The organism is Sphingobium sp. FW305-3-2-15-F-TSA7 (genome assembly GCF_058787155.1).
Genome location: NZ_JBYSZM010000020.1, coordinates 106451 through 122458 on the forward strand (window position 1 = coordinate 106451; position 16008 = coordinate 122458).

Here is a 16008-nt window from a genome sequence, read left to right on the forward strand (position 1 = left end):
ATGTCCTCCTGCATCAGAATTTATAGCCGGCGGTGATGCCGTAGCGGCGCGGCGAGCCCGGGTAGCGGATGTCGGTGAGCCCAGCGGAGAAGTCCTTGGAAAAGAACTCCTCGGTATAGCGGACATCGAACAGGTTTTCGGCATAGGCCGCGAGCGACAGCCGCTCGTTCGTCCAGGTCAGCCGCGCATTGACGAGGTGCAGCGCGTTCTGCCGCGCCGCATTGTCGACATGCCAGTAATTCCCGCCCCTGCCCGAATATTCGACGCGGCCGACCAACGAGGATCCGTCCAGCGGCAGCGTATATTGCCCCGACAGCGTATAGGACCAGCTATAAGTCAGCGGCACCCGGTTGCCGCGAAACTGGTCCGTCCCGTTGAAATCCTTGATCTTGCTGTCGATCAGGCCGAGCGAGGCGCCCAGTTCGACATTGCGCGCCGGGCGTGCCTGCGCCTCCAGCTCGAAGCCGAATATGTCGGTATCGGCGACATTGATGATCCCCTGATCCGCGACGTTCAGGATGAAGACCTGTTGATCCTTGTATTTGATGTGAAAGGCGGCGGCATTGAGCGTGAGCTTGCGATCGAACAGGCTGTTCTTGGTGCCGATCTCGAAATTGGTCGTCGTCTCGGGCCGATAGATGGCCGGGAAAACCGCCGTCGGCGGATTGAAGCCGCCGCTGCGAAAGCCTTTCGCGGCGGTCGCGTAGATCATGCTGTCTGCGGCGATGTCGTATTTGAGCGACAGTTTCGGCTGCCACTGGTCGAAACTCGTCCGCCGGTCCGCCGCACCTGGCCTCAGCCGGTCGTGCTGGATCCGCCGGTCATGATCGTAGCGCAGCGCCAATGTGAGTTCGAAGCCGTCGACTATGTCGTAGTTGATCTGCCCATAGGCCGCCTTGCCGCGAATATCCTCGGTGACGCGGGTGACGGGAATCGGCGCATAGTCGGCGGGCGGCACGCCGATCCGCGTCGGATCGGGCGAAATCAGCACGACGGTATCGGTGTCGCGCTCGCCATCGAGATAAAACAGCCCCGCCGTCCAGCGCAGCCGCTGGCTCGATGGAGAGGCCAGCCGGATCTCCTGGGTGAAGGTCTCGTAGCGCCGCTGCTGCGTTGCCCCCAGGATCGACTGGGGAAGCCAGTCGAGATCCTCAACCAGATCGACGCTCGTTTTCGATTTGGCGCTGATCGCGGTGACCGTGAACGGCCCTGCGTCATAGTCGATCTTGAGCGAAGCTTCGCGGAAGTCACGGCTACTGCGTCCGAGAAAGTCGTTCTGGATCGGCGTGCGGGTATCGTTGGCGCTATTCGCCGGAAGCGGGATGTACCAGGACGCGCCGCCGTCCAGATCGCCATAGGCACCGCGCAGGTCGATGCTGAGTTCGGGCGTCGGCTTGAACAGCAATCGGCCGCGCAGGTTGATGTCCTCGACAAAATCGACTTTCCGGTCGAGCGTGACATTGTTGAAGACGCCACCGAAGTCCCGATAGTCGCCGGCGATCCGGAAGCTCAACACTTCGCCCGCGATCGGGCCGCTCAGCGAGCCCATCAGGCGGCGGTCATCGCCATTGGCATAGTCCGCAACCACCCGCCCCTCGATCCGGTCGGTCGGCATGCGGGTGGTGATATTGATCGCCCCGCCAATCGCATTGCGTCCATAAAGCGCGCCCTGCGGCCCTTTCAGCACTTCGATGCGCTCAAGGTCGAACAGCGCCTGCTTGATCATGTCGGTCGAGTTGAGCTGCACGCCGTCGACCACCACCGCGACCGGCGCCTCGCCATTGCGGACCTGACCGATGCCGCGGATGCTGATCGCGACGGTGCCGGCGTCCTGTGAATCGACAAGCGAGAGATTGGGTATTTGCGCGGTCGCACCGTCGATGCTGCGGATGCCCGCCTGCTCGATCATCCTGCCCGACAGGACCGAAACCGAATCCGGAATATCCTGGACATTCTCCGCACGCCTGCGCGCGGTCACAACCAGTTCCTCGGGCACATCCGCACCCGCCACATCCTGGGCCGCAGCCGATGTTGTGCCCACTCCGAGAACGATGCCGAGCCCAACCGTGGAAACGGCGACCAATCGGCCGATGGCATATAAAGATGTCATTGTTCGATCCCTCACTCCCTGACGCCCTCGCTGGACCCCGTCGCTGGACGGGCTGGGGCGATTGTCGGGACGAATTTACGGTGTCGGATCGCGCGCCGATATCGGTCGAAAAGGTGGAGGGATCCGATCGCCAACCCGTCCGTGACTGCCGGCGAGGTGGATGTGGTCAGATCAGCCGCATGTTGCGCGCGGCGAGGATGGCACGCGAACGCGTCGCGACATTCAACTTGCGATAGATATTGATCCGGTGCGTCTTGATCGTGCTTTCGGCGACGCCGAGGCTGCGCGCGATCTCCTTGCTCGACAGGCCGTCAGCAAGCGCGCGCAGGACGTCCACCTCGCGCGGCGTCACCACGATGTCATGCGCCGGCGGCATCGGCAGGGCGCCCGCATGCGTTCTCGCGCAATCGCGATAAAAGCGATCGATCCGCATGCGCTGTCCGGGTTCGAGCAGATGAAGTGCTTCGCGACAGGTCTCCAGAACCGGGAGCAACAGCGTACCGAATTGCAGGATGATGCCGTTCAATTGCTCGGCTTCAGCCATTTCGAGCGCGTGCCGAAAGGCCAGGGTCGCGTCATGCCCCCTGCCCTCGCGCGCCAATGCCAGCGATTTGAGCGTCCATATCTCGACATCCAGCGCTGTCGATCCGTCATGTTCGGCGCTCGCGCTCAGGTCGTCGAGCTGTCGTCGCACGGACGCATCCTTCTGGAGAATGGCGATCGCGAGCATGGCGATCTGCCAGTCATACAACAGCCGTTTGTCGCGTGAGACCATCGCGTCGGACGGCGGCCCCAGCAAGGCGGCCAGCGCAGCAGCCTGATCGAGATCGCCGACCGAAATCCTGATGCGGATACGCAAGAGGTCGAGCTGATAATATAGTCGACCCAATCGACGCCGGCCGGCAGTATCGTGGCCGCGCTGGATTGCGCGCTCGGCCAGCGTGATATCGCCGGCGCGCACCGCCAACCATGCCTGGGTCGCATATCCGGCCAGGAAGATGTCGTGCCAGCCCTCGGTTTCCTCGATCACCGGCAATGCCGACTCCAGGTGGATATTCGCCGCGCCCAGATCGCCGGCCAGATAGAGGCTGTGCGCCACGAGCACCGAAGCGATCGCGACCTGGGCGCTGCCTTCGCCGAAATTGCGTGTCGAATGCTCGAGCGCGCGGCGGAAGAACAGCTCGGCCTCTCGGCGACGGCCCTTGCGAAGCTGCGAAAGCCCAAGATATTGATAGAGATAGGTTTCGATCAGCGGCAATTGCGCATCGCGCGACAGCCGGCACGCCTTTTCGCCATGGACGCGGCACCAGATATCGTCGCCCGCGTCGAAATGGCACAGACACAGCAAATGGGTCAGCAACGCCCGAAACCCGGGATCGCCCGCGCCGGACTCGAGATGCGCCGCGATCTTCACGGCATGATCTGCGGGGATGGCGCGATCCTCGTAGATGCGCGTCACGATCTCGTTGGTCATGATCTCGAATTCGAGCGCCGGATCACTCTCGATCAGTCGGGCGAGGCCGGAATGGTCCTGCAACCGGTCGAGCGCCGCGCGCGCCTCCGCGAGCCTGCCCTGCTGCGCGGCCAGATAGGCCTGGGCAAGCCATACCCGCGGCCATCGCAACGGATCGCCGAGATCGACTCCCTCCAGATGGCGCAGGATTGCCAGACCGCCGCGAAGTGCCACTTTCCAGCCGCCCGCCGCTTCCATGATCGCGATGCCCGCATCGGGATCACCAATGCGCGACGCGTGCTGGAGCGCGTCGGTAAGATATCCGGCAACCGCGAACCAGCGCGCCGCCCTGGCATGGAGATCGTCGAGCCTCGCGCCATGGCGGCGTGCCAGCGCATCGCACAGATATTCGCGCAGCAGCGGATGATAGCGGAACCAGACCCCGTCCTCGTCGAGCGGCGTCACCAGCAGGTTGAGTTTCTGCAATCGTTCAAGCTGCGTATGGCCATTGCTCCCGCCGGTGATGGCATCGGCCAGATCGGCGCAGATCCGCTCGGCGATCGCGCTCAGCAGCAGGAAATCCTGCAAATCCTCCGCAAGATCGGCGAAAACCTGCTCGGCAAGATAATCGGCGAGATCGGCGGAGCGACGCGTGAGATCGGAAAGCGACTCCCCCGTCGCCCTGCCCGCGCACCAGAGACGGAGCAATTGCAACACCGCCGGCCAGCCTTCGGTCTGTTCGCCGATCAGCGCGTGATCGAAACCGCAGGGTTGATCGGCGAAGAATTGTGTCAGCTCCTCCGGGGTGAAACGCAGATCGCTGCGATCGAGCGAAAGCAGATTGCCCTGAACACGCAGCGACGAAACCGGCAGATCGGTACCACCGCGCGTGGCGACGAGGATCGCGGCGTGGGCGGGCATGCGCTGGATGACATAGTTCAGGAACGCATCGGTCGCGGGTGACGCGATGCGATGATAATCGTCGATGATCAGCCGGATCGGCTCCTCGCTCATGTCGAGCGCCAACGCCACCGCCCGCGCCGCCGCTTCGGCGGCGAGCCCGGGCAATCCGGCCTCGATCGCTTCGCTGGAATAGGATAGCGGCACACCCGCGCGGAACAGCGCGGCCATCAGATAGGCGAAGAACTGGTCGCTTTCGAAACGGCCCTCGTCGACGCTGTACCAGGCCACGGAGATGTCCTCTCGTCGCCAATGTTCGAAGCATTGCGACAACAATGTCGTCTTGCCGTAACCCGCCGGCGCGCTGATGATGGTCAGCGGTCGCGTCGCGGCAACGATGCGGTCGACCAGCACCGGGCGGGCCAATGTGTCGATCGCCCGATGTGGTGGCGCCAACTTGGTCTTGATCAGCATCGATGTCGATCCTGCCAGAGTGAGCCGGGCTGGCAATCCACCTTATCGGTGGATTGCGCCACGGTCGCGCGTCGTCAACGCTTCCCCACACATCGCAACAGGGGTCACCATGCCAAAAACCGTTCTTTTCGTTGTCACGTCACACGGGGATCTGGGGGATACCGGCGCGCGCACCGGCGCCTGGCTCGAGGAACTCGCCGCGCCTTATGCCGTGTTCGAGGATGCCGGCTATGCTTGCATCATCGCGTCGACTGCGGGCGGCGCAGCACCGCTGGATCCCATGAGCCTGGAAACGCCCTGGCTGCTGCCCGCCGGGCATCGTTTCCTCCAGGATCCGGCCGCGATGGCCAAGCTCGAAGCATCGCTGCGACTGGACGATGTCGACGCCAACCGTGCCGATATCCTGTTCCTTGTCGGCGGCACCGGGACGATGTGGGATTTTCCGTCATCACGCACGCTCGGCCGGCTCGCATCGACGATGGCGGCGACAAAGCGCCCGATCGGCGCAATCTGCCATGGCGTCATCGGACTGCTCGGCGCGACGACTATCGACGGGCGGCCTCTTGTCGAAGGGCGCCGGCTCACCTGCTTCAGCAACGCCGAGGAACGCGCACTCAATTTCGATACGATCGTTCCCATGCTCGCCGAAACCGCGCTGACCGAACGGGGCGCGCTGTTTTCCTGCGCTCCGCCGTTCGAAAGCCATATCGTCCGGGATGGCATAGTGTTCACTGGGCAGAATCCCGCATCGGCAGCAGCGCTGGCGACCAGCCTCATTGCCGATCAAAATTAGGCGCCACGGCCGGTGCCGGCAAATCACTGTGCCTTGCGTTCGGTGAAATCGAAGCGGATGCGCACCCATTCGCCGACCATCAGCTTGCCGTTGAGCCGTGGCGGCTTCACGCGGAACTGCCATGCCGCCTGGCGCAGCGCGCGCGACAGGCCCGATCCCGGCGGAGATTCGCCGAGTTGGCGGCAATCCTCGACGCGGTAGTCGGGTATCGTCCGACACGCGATCATCGCCCAGCCCGCCCTGGCGCCCCCGGGCGGCAGATAATAGGCGATCTCGGCATCGGTCGGTTCGCGATACCATTCGGCGTTATAGAGCCGTGCGCCACCCGGCCCCTCACCCGGTCCGACGGCGGACGCGCTGTCCTTGCCCGCGCCGCTGTCCGCCCCGCCATTGGCGCTCTTCGCCAGTTTCGAGATATCGGCCGCGGCAAAATCCTTCTTGCTGAGGACGATCATGTCGAGCGGCGGCTGTTCCTCCACCGGTTTGGCGAGTACGGGCGGCGGCACGGGCAGGACGGGACGTGGCGGCGCGGCCTCCCCCGCCTTGGGCTTGGCACGTTCCCCCTGCTCGCTCTTCTTCGGCGCGGCGGGTCCTTCGGAGACCGACTGCAACTGAAAGCTTTTGGGCTCTTCCTTGCGGACGAATATCTGCGGCGGCGCCAGCATGAACAGCAGCAGCAGGCCGAGACCGTGGATCGCGAACGCCAGCAGCAATGCGATCGCACGGCGTCCGAGCGGTTCCCGGGATCGGCTCGGCGGAAAATGGGAGTACGCCGAACGCATCGGTCATCGCATTAGGCGCTGGCGCCACGGGCGGCAACCCGCGCTTCAGCGCTCATTGGTCAGAAATACGACATAGCCCCGGAAATTCGGGTTGAATTCCAGCCCCGGCGGCGCCTGCCATTCGCCATTCTGGAGCAAGCCGATGCGAAAGGGCAGTTTCAAGCGGTCGAGCCGGGCAAGATAGCCGGCATAGCCGGGAATGACGCGACGCCCCTGATAGATTTGCAGCACCACCTCGTCGACGACGCCCGCCAGCGCGTCGAGCCCGGCGGGATCGCCATTGGCGCTCCAGTCCAGCAGGCCGGTGATGCCCAGCCGACAATCAGCGGGCAGCCGGGCCCGCAATCCGGTCAGGAAATCGGCGTACTCCTCCAGATGCCGGGTCCTTGCATCGAAATCGATCTGGATGCCGACCACCCTGTTGCCAGCCGCGCGCCAGCGTTCGAGCTGGACGAGCAACTGATCGTAGAGGTGCGGGGGCCAGCGCAGCGTCTCGACACGGACCACCATCCACACATCCGCATGGTCGATCCGCGGAATCGCCGGCCGTTGTGCGATCAGCCTGACGGTATCGCGCGTGCTGACCTGCCCTTGCAGGATATAGACGCGCTTCGCCCGATCGAGCACCGGCTGCGGCCGGACGCCCGCCCAGAGCCAGAAGGCATCATAGTGCCGCGCATCGACCCTGTCGGTCGGCCCCGACGCCGCAACCAGTATCAACGACAGCGCCGCCGTCAGGCAGCGGATCGCCGGCTTACCAATAATAACGCAGCCCCTTCGCCCAGGGCGATGCCGGATAATCCTTTTTCAGCCGCTGGAACCAGGCCTTGCGCTGCTCGATCGGCACCTCGGTGCCGCCGCAGGTGTTGCTGCCCGACGGGCCGTAGCAATAGACCGCGCGATAAAGCGCATAGGCCTTGTCGTCCGCCCCCGCCTTGGGGTCGGCGATCACGCGCTTGTAGATCTCGAGCCGCGAGAAAGCCCCGCCGGCGAAGAGCGACGGCGTACCGCCCAGTTCGTCGCGCGGACGTTCATTGTCGAGCGCGAAGCCGTCGAAACCGTTGGCGCGCATGAAATCGGCCAGGCACAGCAAGCCGCCAGGATCGCGCGGATTGGCTGCCAGTCGCGTCGCGGTATCGCGAAGCGGCTTGCAACCGATATCCCCGAGCGCGGCGGAGCGGGTGAAGATGCCGAGCGGCGGCTGTTCGACAGCGGGAAACCCCCAAAGATAGGATTCGGCCTTCGCATCGGCGGGAACCAGCGCGAGATCGCCCAGAAAGTCGCGATAGGCCCCACGCGTCACGCCCTTGTAGAGCAGGGTGAACAGCGCAACGTCGCGTTCATGCCGGGGCGCATTGGCGTCCTTCGCCTGCTGCCGCAGCAAGGCCGCATCCGCGACATTGGCGAGCAGCAATTCGCGGATCGTTGCGTTGCGCACCGGCGAACCGGCCGCGAAGACACGGCCAAGCGCCTTGCCGCGTTCCTCGTTCATCGACAGCGCCAGTTCGATCGCGGCGCGCTGATGGGGCTGCGTCGCACCCTGAAGCATTTCCAGCCAGAAGCCGCGGGCATTGCGGTCGCCCTTCGCTTCCAAGGCCATTCCGCGCAGCATCTGGCGGCTGAAGGCGAGCGGCGTGAAACGCTGCTGCCGTGCCGCATCGGGGATCAACCGCAACACCTCATCCGGCTGGTTCGCCACATGAAAGCCGTGCGTCGCCAGCAGAAAATCGAACAAGGCGGCCTTGCCAGCGAAGAGGGGGCGCTGCCCCTCCAGTTCCTCGCGGCTGATCGCACCGCCGCAGCACATGCCGTCGGACTCGATCGCGTCGCTGCGCATCCGGGCAAGATCGAGCGTGGCAAGCAGGATCGGATCCTTGACCGCCCCGGGCTTGAGCTGGGACAGCAGCTTGTTGTCGACTTCCTCGGCCAGGGTGACGTCGTCGATTCCCCGCACGGCCGGGCTCTGCACGAATGCCGCCGCATATTCGGCCGTCAGCCGATCGGTCTGGCCGCCCAGCCAATAGACGCGGCGTAGCAGCCCCCGCGCCGATGCCGCATACAGCCCGCGCGGATATTCCTTGAGATAGGCGCGCAACGCCGCTTCGGCGCCGGAAATCGCGGTGGTATCGTTCTGCGCGGCCTCACGAGGATAGCCATATTCGTCGAACGCGCCGATCTGCGCGCGATTCACCTCGACGCGGCCGATCATGTAGCGCGCAGTTTCTTTCAGCCAGGGCTGGCCGGCGGAGCCGAGGCCACGAAACTCGGCCGATGCCGCGTCATAGTCGCCGTCGTAAAATGCCGCCGCCCCCTGCAGATAATGGCCGAATGCCCCGGCAAGCGGCGAGCGGAGCGCGCCCGCAGTTGCCGTCAGCGTCGCGCGGCTGCCGCCCGCGGCCGCGCAATCGGGCTGCAGACCGCGCCGCGCCGCGATCAGTGCGGCGCGTTCCTCGGCAGAAAGCTTCCTGGCGCCATTGACCGCGGCCTCGAACCCCGCCGTCCCGGCGGAATTGCTGCGGCACCGCGATCCCTCGCCATCGGCATAGCGCGTATCCTCCGCCCCTGCCGGGCGCGGCGCCAGGCTTTCGCGAAAACCGTACCATTCGAACAGCGGATCAGGGATCGGTGCGTCGGGTAAGGCCGGCGGCGTATCGGAGCGCGCATCCTGCATCAGCAAGGTCAGGTTCACGCGCGTATCGTTGCCGGGCCCGAGCAAAGCCATATTGTCGCAACCCGTTCGGTCGCGATGCGCCAGCTTCCACGACGAATAGCAGCCATAATCGCCGCTCGCTTCGGCCGGCGCCGACCAGGCCCAGACAAGCAACGGAAAAACGAAGGCGAAACATGCGCGGTACATGGCGATCCTCCCAGGGCAACGATGATGCTGCACAGCCCATTGCCGCGCAACGGGCCGCTTCGCCAGCGGGAAGACTCCTCAGCCGGGCGCAGACAGACGATAGCCGACACCGGGTTCGGTCAGCAGGATTTCGGGATCGGCGGGATCCTCCTCGATCTTCTGCCTGAGCAGGCTGATATAGACGCGCAGATATTGGGTGTCGGTGGCGCCCGCGCCCCAGCCTGCGGCAAGCAGCCGCTTGTGCGTCACCACTTGCCCCGCGCTCAGCGCCAGCGTGCGCAGCAATTCATATTCCTTGGGCGACAGCTTGAGCACGTCGCCGTCGAGCGTGACGGCGCGAGTGGCGAAGTCGATCGCGAGCGGGCCTGCGCAATAGGTCGCGGGCTGGCGCGAATGCCGGCGCAGCGCGGCGCGGATCCGCGCCATCAGCTCGCCGATCTCGAAGGGCTTGTCGACATAATCGTCCGCGCCCTCGTCGAGTGCGGCGATCTTCTCCGCTTCCTGGTGCCGTGCGGAGATGACGATGATCGGCACGCCCTCCATGCCGCGCAGGCCACGGATCACATCCTTGCCGTCCATGTCGGGCAGACCGAGGTCGAGCAGGATCACGTCGGGCCGATCCTCGTTCACCTGCGCCAGCGCGTTCATGCCCGTGCTTGCCACCGCCACATCATAGCCGGCCGCCGTCAGCACCGGCTCCAGCACGGCAAGCAGCGACGGTTCGTCGTCGACGAGCAGGATCCGGGTCGCGCTCATGCCGGCGCCGCCTCGGCCTGTACCTGGTCCGGCCGCGCGACCGGCAGCCGGATGACGATCCTAGTGCCCACCGGTCCGATCCCCGGCGTGCGCGCGACGATCTCGCCGTCGAGCGCCTCGACGAAGCTGCGCGCGATCGCGAGCCCCAGGCCGCTGCCGCGCGGCGACGGTTCGGGGCGGACGACGCGATGGAAACGTTCGAACACCCGATCCAGATCGGCATCGGGAATGCCCTGCCCCTGATCGGCCACGGTGATGCTGCAAAATCCGTCTTCTTCCACGCAATCCACCTCGATCCGGGATCCGTCCGCACTGTACGTTACGGCATTGTCGAGCACATTGATCAGCACCAGTTCGAACAGCGACGCATCGGCATTCACCAGCGGATCGGCGCCGCCGGGCAGGCGCACGATATCGCGTTGGCCCGCACGGGCACGGATGCGGTGGATGACCGTACCCAGCATGTCGCCCACCGAAAGCAGTTGCAGCCGCGAGCTTCCCTGACCGGCTTCGAGCCGGCCCATTTCCAGCAAATTTGCGGTGAAGCGGTTCAGGCGGTCGCATTCGTCGACGATGCCGCGAAGGAAGCGCAACGATGTCGGTTCGTCCAACTGATCGCGATAGTCGATCAGGCTCGATGCCGATGCGCTGATCGCGGTCAGCGGGGTGCGGAAATCGTGGCTGACCGATGAAAGCAGTGCGGTCTTGAGTTCTTCGGTGCGCACCGCTGCGCGGGTTTCCGCGATGCGTTCGGACAACATGGCGCGTTCGACCGCCAGCGCGAGAAGATTGGCGAGTGCCGCGATGAACGGTGCATCGAAACGGTCGACCCCGGCCGAGACGATCATCACCCCCATGACGCCCTCGCTTCCCTCCAGCCGGTGCGCCACGAGCGGCCTCGCCTCCGCATATCCCTCCGGGTCCGCAAGCGCGGCTTCGGCCAGCGCCTGGCGATCATCGCCGCCGGCGGATGCGTCGAGCGCGACCAATTCCCGGCCGCGCAGTGCGAACAGGCAGATATCCAGGCCGAGCTGGTCCGCCGCCGCTTCGAGCGAAACCGCCACATCCTGCGGCCGGACGGCACGTTGCAGCATCTGGCTGGCGCCGAGCAATGTCGAAAGGCTGCGATTGCTGCGGCTCGCCGCCTGCGCTCGATCCTTCAGGCGCCCGGCAAGCACGCCGGTCACGATCGCGCAGAGATTGAAGACGACCAGCGGCGCGACGTCGCGCCCCGTCGCCAGGCGCAGCGTCAGCACCGGCTCGGTCAGGTAGAAATTATAGAGCAGAAAGGCGGAGATCGCGGCGAGCAATCCCGCCGCAAGTCCAAAGAAAGCACCGGCCAGCGTGATCCCGAGCATGAAGATCAGTGCGCTCGCCGCCTCGCCGAATTCGGGCTCGACTGCGAAGGCGGCCGCCGACGACGCCAGCACGATGACGACGGTCGCGGCGAATTCCTTAAGGCCGAATTGCGGGCGGAACGACGCGAGTGAGAAGCGGTCGGTGGCGAAGCCCGGGATCATCTGCATCTGTCCATAGGAACTGGACATTATCATCTCGAACGCGTCCCGGGCGAAAAACCGATCTCCACTTGGGTGCGTGCTCCAGCTTCATTCGATCTGGTCCACGACAGCGGCGCTGATGCCGGGAGCTGACAGCAGTCCGCTGTCGTGGTGGGATGCGTGGTGCCTGGGATCGATTTCACTTAGGGGGAGTGAGATCGGCATCACGCAGGATCCGGGCTAGGCCGGCTACCCTTCGGGGTCCATGCATTTAAATCCTATAGTAACGCCGCCGTACCGACAGCGCCTAGGCTTGCACCCCGGACATCATTCAATCTTGGGGATCGACGTGAAGAGACATATCGCCGCCGCGCTGCTGGCCGGAACATTGCTGGTATCGGGTTGCGCCAAGAAGCCCGCCCCCGAAACCATCGCCAGCCAGGCGCCGGGCGCCGGCGACTATACGGCAACGCAGGAGGAAGGCGATCCGACCGCCCGGCTCCAGGCCGACCTGGTCGCCAATGCGGGCGCCGACCGTGTCTATTTCGATCTCGACGCGTTCGAACTGACCCCCGCCGCGCAGCAGGTGCTGGCGCGCCAGGCGCAATGGTTCCAGTCGCACCCCAACATCGCGATCACAGTCGAAGGGCATTGCGACGAGCGCGGAACCCGCGAATATAATCTCGCGCTGGGCGAACGGCGCGCCAACAGCGTCAAGAATTTCCTGGCCGGCCAGGGCGTCGCGGTCTCGCGCCTCTCGACCATTTCCTACGGCAAGGAACGGCCCGATGCGCTCGGTTCGGACGAAGCCTCCTATGCACGAAATCGTCGTGCCGTCTCGCTGGTCATCGCGCCGCTCTAGCGATGAGCGATCGCGACAGGGCCTATCTGGTCCGGCGCTGGAAGGACGAGTTGCGCGCCGCCGAACATGCCGGCTGCGAAGAGGCGCTCGACCGGCACCATCGGCTGGCCAGCGGCTATGCGCGCAGAATCGCCGCGCTCGATGCGGCGCGGATGGCGTCGCAGGAGCGGACGGAGTGATCTGGACGAGGTCGGTCTTGATGGCGGTGTCCCTCGCCCCGCTCGCCGCCGGCTGCGGCACGACGCTCGACCCGCCCGACGCGGTCTATGGCTGCGCGAACAATCTCGGTTTCGAGGTCCGCTATGCCGACACCATGGCGCATGTGAAGACCGCCAAGGCCAGCTATGCCCTGGCCGAGATCGAATCCTCGATCGGCCGGCGCTATGCGTCGTCGAAGGCGACACTGGTGATCGACGAGGATGCGGCGTCGCTCGTCATCGACGGCGAACCGCGTTATCTTCGGTGCCGGATGGCTTGAGGGTCGATCGACAGGGCGCGGTTCGTCGATGCCTCCAACCTGTCATCCCTGCGAACGCGGGGATCCAGCTTTTCCGTGAAACATCCGAAAGAAGAAGAAGCTGGATCCCCGCGTTCGCGGGGATGACACAGTGAGTTTACAGCATCGAGCTTCACGCCTCCCTGTCCGCAGGCACAATGCGATGCTGGAGAAGCGCGCCTAACGGACCTACCGTGCCGGCTGCCGGACCATCAGCGAACGGCCCGCATAGGCCTGTGGGCGGACGCCGGCGATCTTGACGGTCCGGCGCCCTGCCTTGCCCATGAAGGTGACTTCCACCGTTACCGGAGCGAGCGCCTTCAACCCGAAATGGACGGGGCCCATGCTCTGGCTGCTATAGCCGCCGGCGGTCTCCACCTGTCGCGTTCCAAGGATCCGGCCGGCCATGTCGTACAGTCGCACTTCGGCGCCGGCTCGGGTGAAGTGTCCCTTGGCATCGAGCACGAGCACGCTCAGCGCACGACGCGCGACATCGCGCGGGCTGGTGTTGCGGAACAGGATATGCCCGCCCTCCGGGCCAAAACTGTCGGTCAGCGACAGGTCGAGCGCGCCGTCGCGATCATAATCCACCCATTGCACGCCATGATCGGCGACGTTGACGATGCCGCCATTCGCCAGCAGATCGGTGAAGCTGCCGCCGCCAAGGTTTCGGAACAGCGCGTCCTTCGGCTGCAAATCATTGCCCGACCGGGTATAGGACGTGACCATCAGATCGGGCCATCCGTCATTGTCGTAATCACCGAACGCGGCGCCTACCGCATGGTTGTCGACCCCGATCCCAGCCTGCGCCGAGACATTGACGAAGCGCCCGCCGGGCTCACCACGATACAGGGTGTTGCGACCGTAATTGGGAACGAACAGGTCCAGATAGCCGTCATTGTCATAATCCCCGACGGCACAGCCCACGCCGCCCTCGTCCTTGGTGCGCCCAGGATTGTCGAGGCCCAGCGCGGCAGCCACGTCGACGAACCTGTCACCGTCGTTGCGCCAGAGCCCGTCGGTCGCGCCCGCCTGATTGGCGGTGAACAGGTCGAGATCGCCGTCACGGTCATAATCGAGCCAGCACGCTCCAACGGTCGGCCGTGTGTCGGCAGGCGCCTGGCCGGACGGCAATAACACGAACCTGCCACCGTCATTGCGATAGAGCCGGTTCTCGCCCGCGCGATCGGTCGCATAGAGGTCGACATCGCCGTCATTGTCGAAGTCGATCCAGTTGGTGTGGCGCGCCGACCGGCCCGGCAATGTCAGTCCGATCTCCGCCGTCACATCGGCGAAGCGCTGCCCGCGGACATTGCGGAACACGCGCGATGACACCACCTTGTCGGTGGGCCCGACCAGCAGATCCGGCCAACCATCGCCATCATAATCGCCCCAGCTCGCAGCGCGCATCTCCGGTCCCGACAATGGCAGACCGAGCGCACCGCCGACGCTGACGAAGCTGCCGCGATCGTTGCGATAGAGCCTGACCTCACCCGACTTGCCGACAACGGCAAGATCGAGGTCGCCGTCGCGATCATAATCCGCCCAGGCATTGGCGAGCGATCCGGGCGCCTCGAACAGTTTCGCCTGGATGGGCTCGAACGGCAAAGGCGCGTGCTGCGCGGCGGCGGTGGCGAAGGGCAGGAACAAGGCAAGTGCCGATGCACGCTTCATCATTTCGCTCCCGACCGAATCACGGCCGGCACCGACATGAACCCGCCGCAACCGACCGGCAAGCGTCACCGACGCTTGCATCCCCTGCCCGGCTGGTCCACCTCGCCGGCCATCACTGCCCTGCCTTTCGGACTCCACGCAATGCCCCTGCCCGATCCATCCGCCCAAGACCATTGGATCGAGACGCCAAGGGGCCGGCTGTTCGCGCGAAGCTGGGACGCTTCCGGCAGCGAAGCAGTTGCGCCGATCGTGATGCTCCACGATTCACTCGGCTGTGTGGAGCTCTGGCGGGATTTTCCTGCCGCGCTGGCACGCGCGACCGGCCGGCGCGTGATCGCCTATGACCGGCTCGGCTTCGGCCTGTCCGATATGCATACCGGCCCCATCGAGCCGGATTTCATCCGCACCGAGGCGCAGCATGGCTTTGCAGCGGTGCGCGATGCGTTCGGGATCGAGGAATTCGCGATCCTGGGCCACAGCGTCGGCGGTGGCATGGCGACATGGATCGCCAGCGATTTCGGCGAGACCTGCCATGCGCTGATCACCGAATCCGCCCAGGCCTTTGTCGAGGATCGCACGCTCCAGGGCATTCGCGACGCCGAACGCGGCTTCGCCGAACCCGGGCAGATCGAACGACTGGCGCGCTATCATGGCGACAAGGCACGCTGGGTGCTCGATTCCTGGGTCGAAAGCTGGCTGTCCCCGGCCTTTGCCGATTGGCGCCTCGACGGCGCCGGGATCCTTCCGCTCTGCCCGGTGCTCGCCATCCATGGCGGGGCCGACGAATTCGGATCGCCGGTCCATGCCGAGCGCATCGCCGCGCTCACCAGCGGCCCCGCAGCCATCCATATCATGCCGGGCTGCGGCCATGTGCCGCACCGCGAACGTGCGGCAGAGGTGACCGATATGGTCGCGCGCTGGCTGACCGAGACGGATCGGGTTTGAACGCCTGTGGCGGCGCATTCTCTCCATTGGCTGTGCCGGCGCGCGAATTGCGGACCGGCCGTCGCATTCAGTGTCGGCGCGCCGCCGATTTCCTGCAGTAGCTCGCTCAGCCCGAACGCAGATCAAGCGAACGAATCAAAGCGGGCGGACGGCGCGGAAGATCGTCTTCACCGCCTCTGCACCGATTTTCATACAAAATCGCGATTTGATCGCGCCGCGAGACGCGCTATCTGTGCCGCCATGCGTAACCTGATGTTCCTTCGTGCCCTGAGCACTGCTGCCCTGCCCGCCATTGCACTGGCCGGGCCGGCCTTTGCCCAGTCAGCTCCCTCCAAGCCCGCTCCTGCCAAACCTGATCCGGTCCAGCTCGTGCCCGGCCAGCCGGGCGGCCCGCCCGCCCCGGCAAC

Annotated in this window: 13 protein-coding genes; 5 read left to right on the top strand and 8 right to left on the bottom strand. The window is 65.2% G+C overall.

The annotated features are described in order from the left end of the window. Window positions 1-13: 13 nt before the first annotated feature. Both AC3WN8_RS16800 and AC3WN8_RS16805 read right to left on the bottom strand, forming a co-directional pair. Window positions 14-2110, bottom strand: coding sequence for a TonB-dependent receptor (locus AC3WN8_RS16800; protein ID WP_492670607.1), 2097 nt, complete (start codon window positions 2108-2110; stop codon window positions 14-16). 166 nt (window positions 2111-2276) lie between these two features. Further along, entirely contained in the window at window positions 2277-4937 is a 2661-nt protein-coding gene (locus AC3WN8_RS16805; RefSeq protein ID WP_492670608.1) for a winged helix-turn-helix domain-containing protein, read from the bottom strand. 109 nt (window positions 4938-5046) lie between these two features. On the opposite strand from AC3WN8_RS16805, the gene AC3WN8_RS16810 reads away from it, so the two are divergent. Continuing rightward, window positions 5047-5730, top strand: a complete 684-nt coding sequence (locus AC3WN8_RS16810; RefSeq protein WP_492670609.1) for a type 1 glutamine amidotransferase domain-containing protein — start codon at window positions 5047-5049, stop codon at window positions 5728-5730. 23 nt (window positions 5731-5753) lie between these two features. Here the strand turns inward: AC3WN8_RS16810 and AC3WN8_RS16815 are convergent, their stop codons facing one another. From AC3WN8_RS16815 to AC3WN8_RS16835, 5 genes are all read right to left on the bottom strand, one after another. Continuing rightward, complete coding sequence (locus AC3WN8_RS16815) at window positions 5754-6443, bottom strand: hypothetical protein (protein WP_492670610.1); 690 nt, start codon at window positions 6441-6443, stop codon at window positions 5754-5756. 114 nt (window positions 6444-6557) lie between these two features. Continuing rightward, window positions 6558-7232: a DUF3142 domain-containing protein gene (locus tag AC3WN8_RS16820; protein WP_492670611.1), complete on the bottom strand. Its 675-nt coding sequence runs from the start codon at window positions 7230-7232 to the stop codon at window positions 6558-6560. Between the two features lie 34 nt (window positions 7233-7266). Continuing rightward, complete coding sequence (locus AC3WN8_RS16825; RefSeq protein WP_492670612.1) at window positions 7267-9369, bottom strand: PA5441 family protein; 2103 nt, start codon at window positions 9367-9369, stop codon at window positions 7267-7269. Between the two features lie 78 nt (window positions 9370-9447). Then, the gene (locus AC3WN8_RS16830; protein ID WP_492670613.1) at window positions 9448-10125 is read right to left on the bottom strand and encodes a response regulator transcription factor; all 678 of its coding nucleotides are present in this window, start codon (window positions 10123-10125) and stop codon (window positions 9448-9450) included. After that, complete coding sequence (locus AC3WN8_RS16835; RefSeq protein WP_492670614.1) at window positions 10122-11672, bottom strand: sensor histidine kinase; 1551 nt, start codon at window positions 11670-11672, stop codon at window positions 10122-10124. The genes AC3WN8_RS16830 and AC3WN8_RS16835 overlap by 4 nt, the downstream gene beginning before the upstream one ends. Before the next feature lie 301 nt (window positions 11673-11973). Between AC3WN8_RS16835 and pal the strand changes: the two genes are divergently transcribed. From pal to AC3WN8_RS16850, 3 genes are read left to right on the top strand one after another with little or no spacing between them, the layout of a single operon-like run. After that, a complete protein-coding gene (gene pal / locus AC3WN8_RS16840; protein ID WP_492670615.1) occupies window positions 11974-12486 on the top strand; it encodes a peptidoglycan-associated lipoprotein Pal in 513 nt (170 codons plus the stop codon). Window positions 12487-12488: 2 nt separating this feature from the next. Beyond that, a complete protein-coding gene (locus tag AC3WN8_RS16845; protein WP_492670616.1) occupies window positions 12489-12665 on the top strand; it encodes a hypothetical protein in 177 nt (58 codons plus the stop codon). A gap of 20 nt (window positions 12666-12685) precedes the next feature. Beyond that, window positions 12686-12964 (top strand): hypothetical protein, encoded by a 279-nt coding sequence (locus AC3WN8_RS16850; protein WP_492670617.1) that lies wholly within the window; start codon window positions 12686-12688, stop codon window positions 12962-12964. 207 nt (window positions 12965-13171) lie between these two features. Here the strand turns inward: AC3WN8_RS16850 and AC3WN8_RS16855 are convergent, their stop codons facing one another. Further along, the gene (locus tag AC3WN8_RS16855; protein WP_492670618.1) at window positions 13172-14656 is read right to left on the bottom strand and encodes a CRTAC1 family protein; all 1485 of its coding nucleotides are present in this window, start codon (window positions 14654-14656) and stop codon (window positions 13172-13174) included. 141 nt (window positions 14657-14797) lie between these two features. On the opposite strand from AC3WN8_RS16855, the gene AC3WN8_RS16860 reads away from it, so the two are divergent. Continuing rightward, window positions 14798-15601, top strand: coding sequence for an alpha/beta fold hydrolase (locus AC3WN8_RS16860; protein WP_492670619.1), 804 nt, complete (start codon window positions 14798-14800; stop codon window positions 15599-15601). The last annotated feature ends 407 nt before the right edge of the window (window positions 15602-16008 follow it).

What these genes read in the sequence shown, in the direction of transcription:
- AC3WN8_RS16835 (WP_492670614.1), bottom strand. Translation starts at nt 11,672, where the DNA reads ATGTCCAGTTCCTATGGACAGATGCAGATGATCCCGGGCTTCGCCACC.
- AC3WN8_RS16850 (WP_492670617.1), top strand. Translation starts at nt 12,686, where the DNA reads ATGGCGGTGTCCCTCGCCCCGCTCGCCGCCGGCTGCGGCACGACGCTC.
- AC3WN8_RS16860 (WP_492670619.1), top strand. Translation starts at nt 14,798, where the DNA reads ATGCCCCTGCCCGATCCATCCGCCCAAGACCATTGGATCGAGACGCCA.
- AC3WN8_RS16805 (WP_492670608.1), bottom strand. Translation starts at nt 4,937, where the DNA reads ATGCTGATCAAGACCAAGTTGGCGCCACCACATCGGGCGATCGACACA.
- AC3WN8_RS16845 (WP_492670616.1), top strand. Translation starts at nt 12,489, where the DNA reads ATGAGCGATCGCGACAGGGCCTATCTGGTCCGGCGCTGGAAGGACGAG.
- AC3WN8_RS16800 (WP_492670607.1), bottom strand. Translation starts at nt 2,110, where the DNA reads ATGACATCTTTATATGCCATCGGCCGATTGGTCGCCGTTTCCACGGTT.
- AC3WN8_RS16810 (WP_492670609.1), top strand. Translation starts at nt 5,047, where the DNA reads ATGCCAAAAACCGTTCTTTTCGTTGTCACGTCACACGGGGATCTGGGG.
- AC3WN8_RS16855 (WP_492670618.1), bottom strand. Translation starts at nt 14,656, where the DNA reads ATGAAGCGTGCATCGGCACTTGCCTTGTTCCTGCCCTTCGCCACCGCC.
- AC3WN8_RS16830 (WP_492670613.1), bottom strand. Translation starts at nt 10,125, where the DNA reads ATGAGCGCGACCCGGATCCTGCTCGTCGACGACGAACCGTCGCTGCTT.
- AC3WN8_RS16825 (WP_492670612.1), bottom strand. Translation starts at nt 9,369, where the DNA reads ATGTACCGCGCATGTTTCGCCTTCGTTTTTCCGTTGCTTGTCTGGGCC.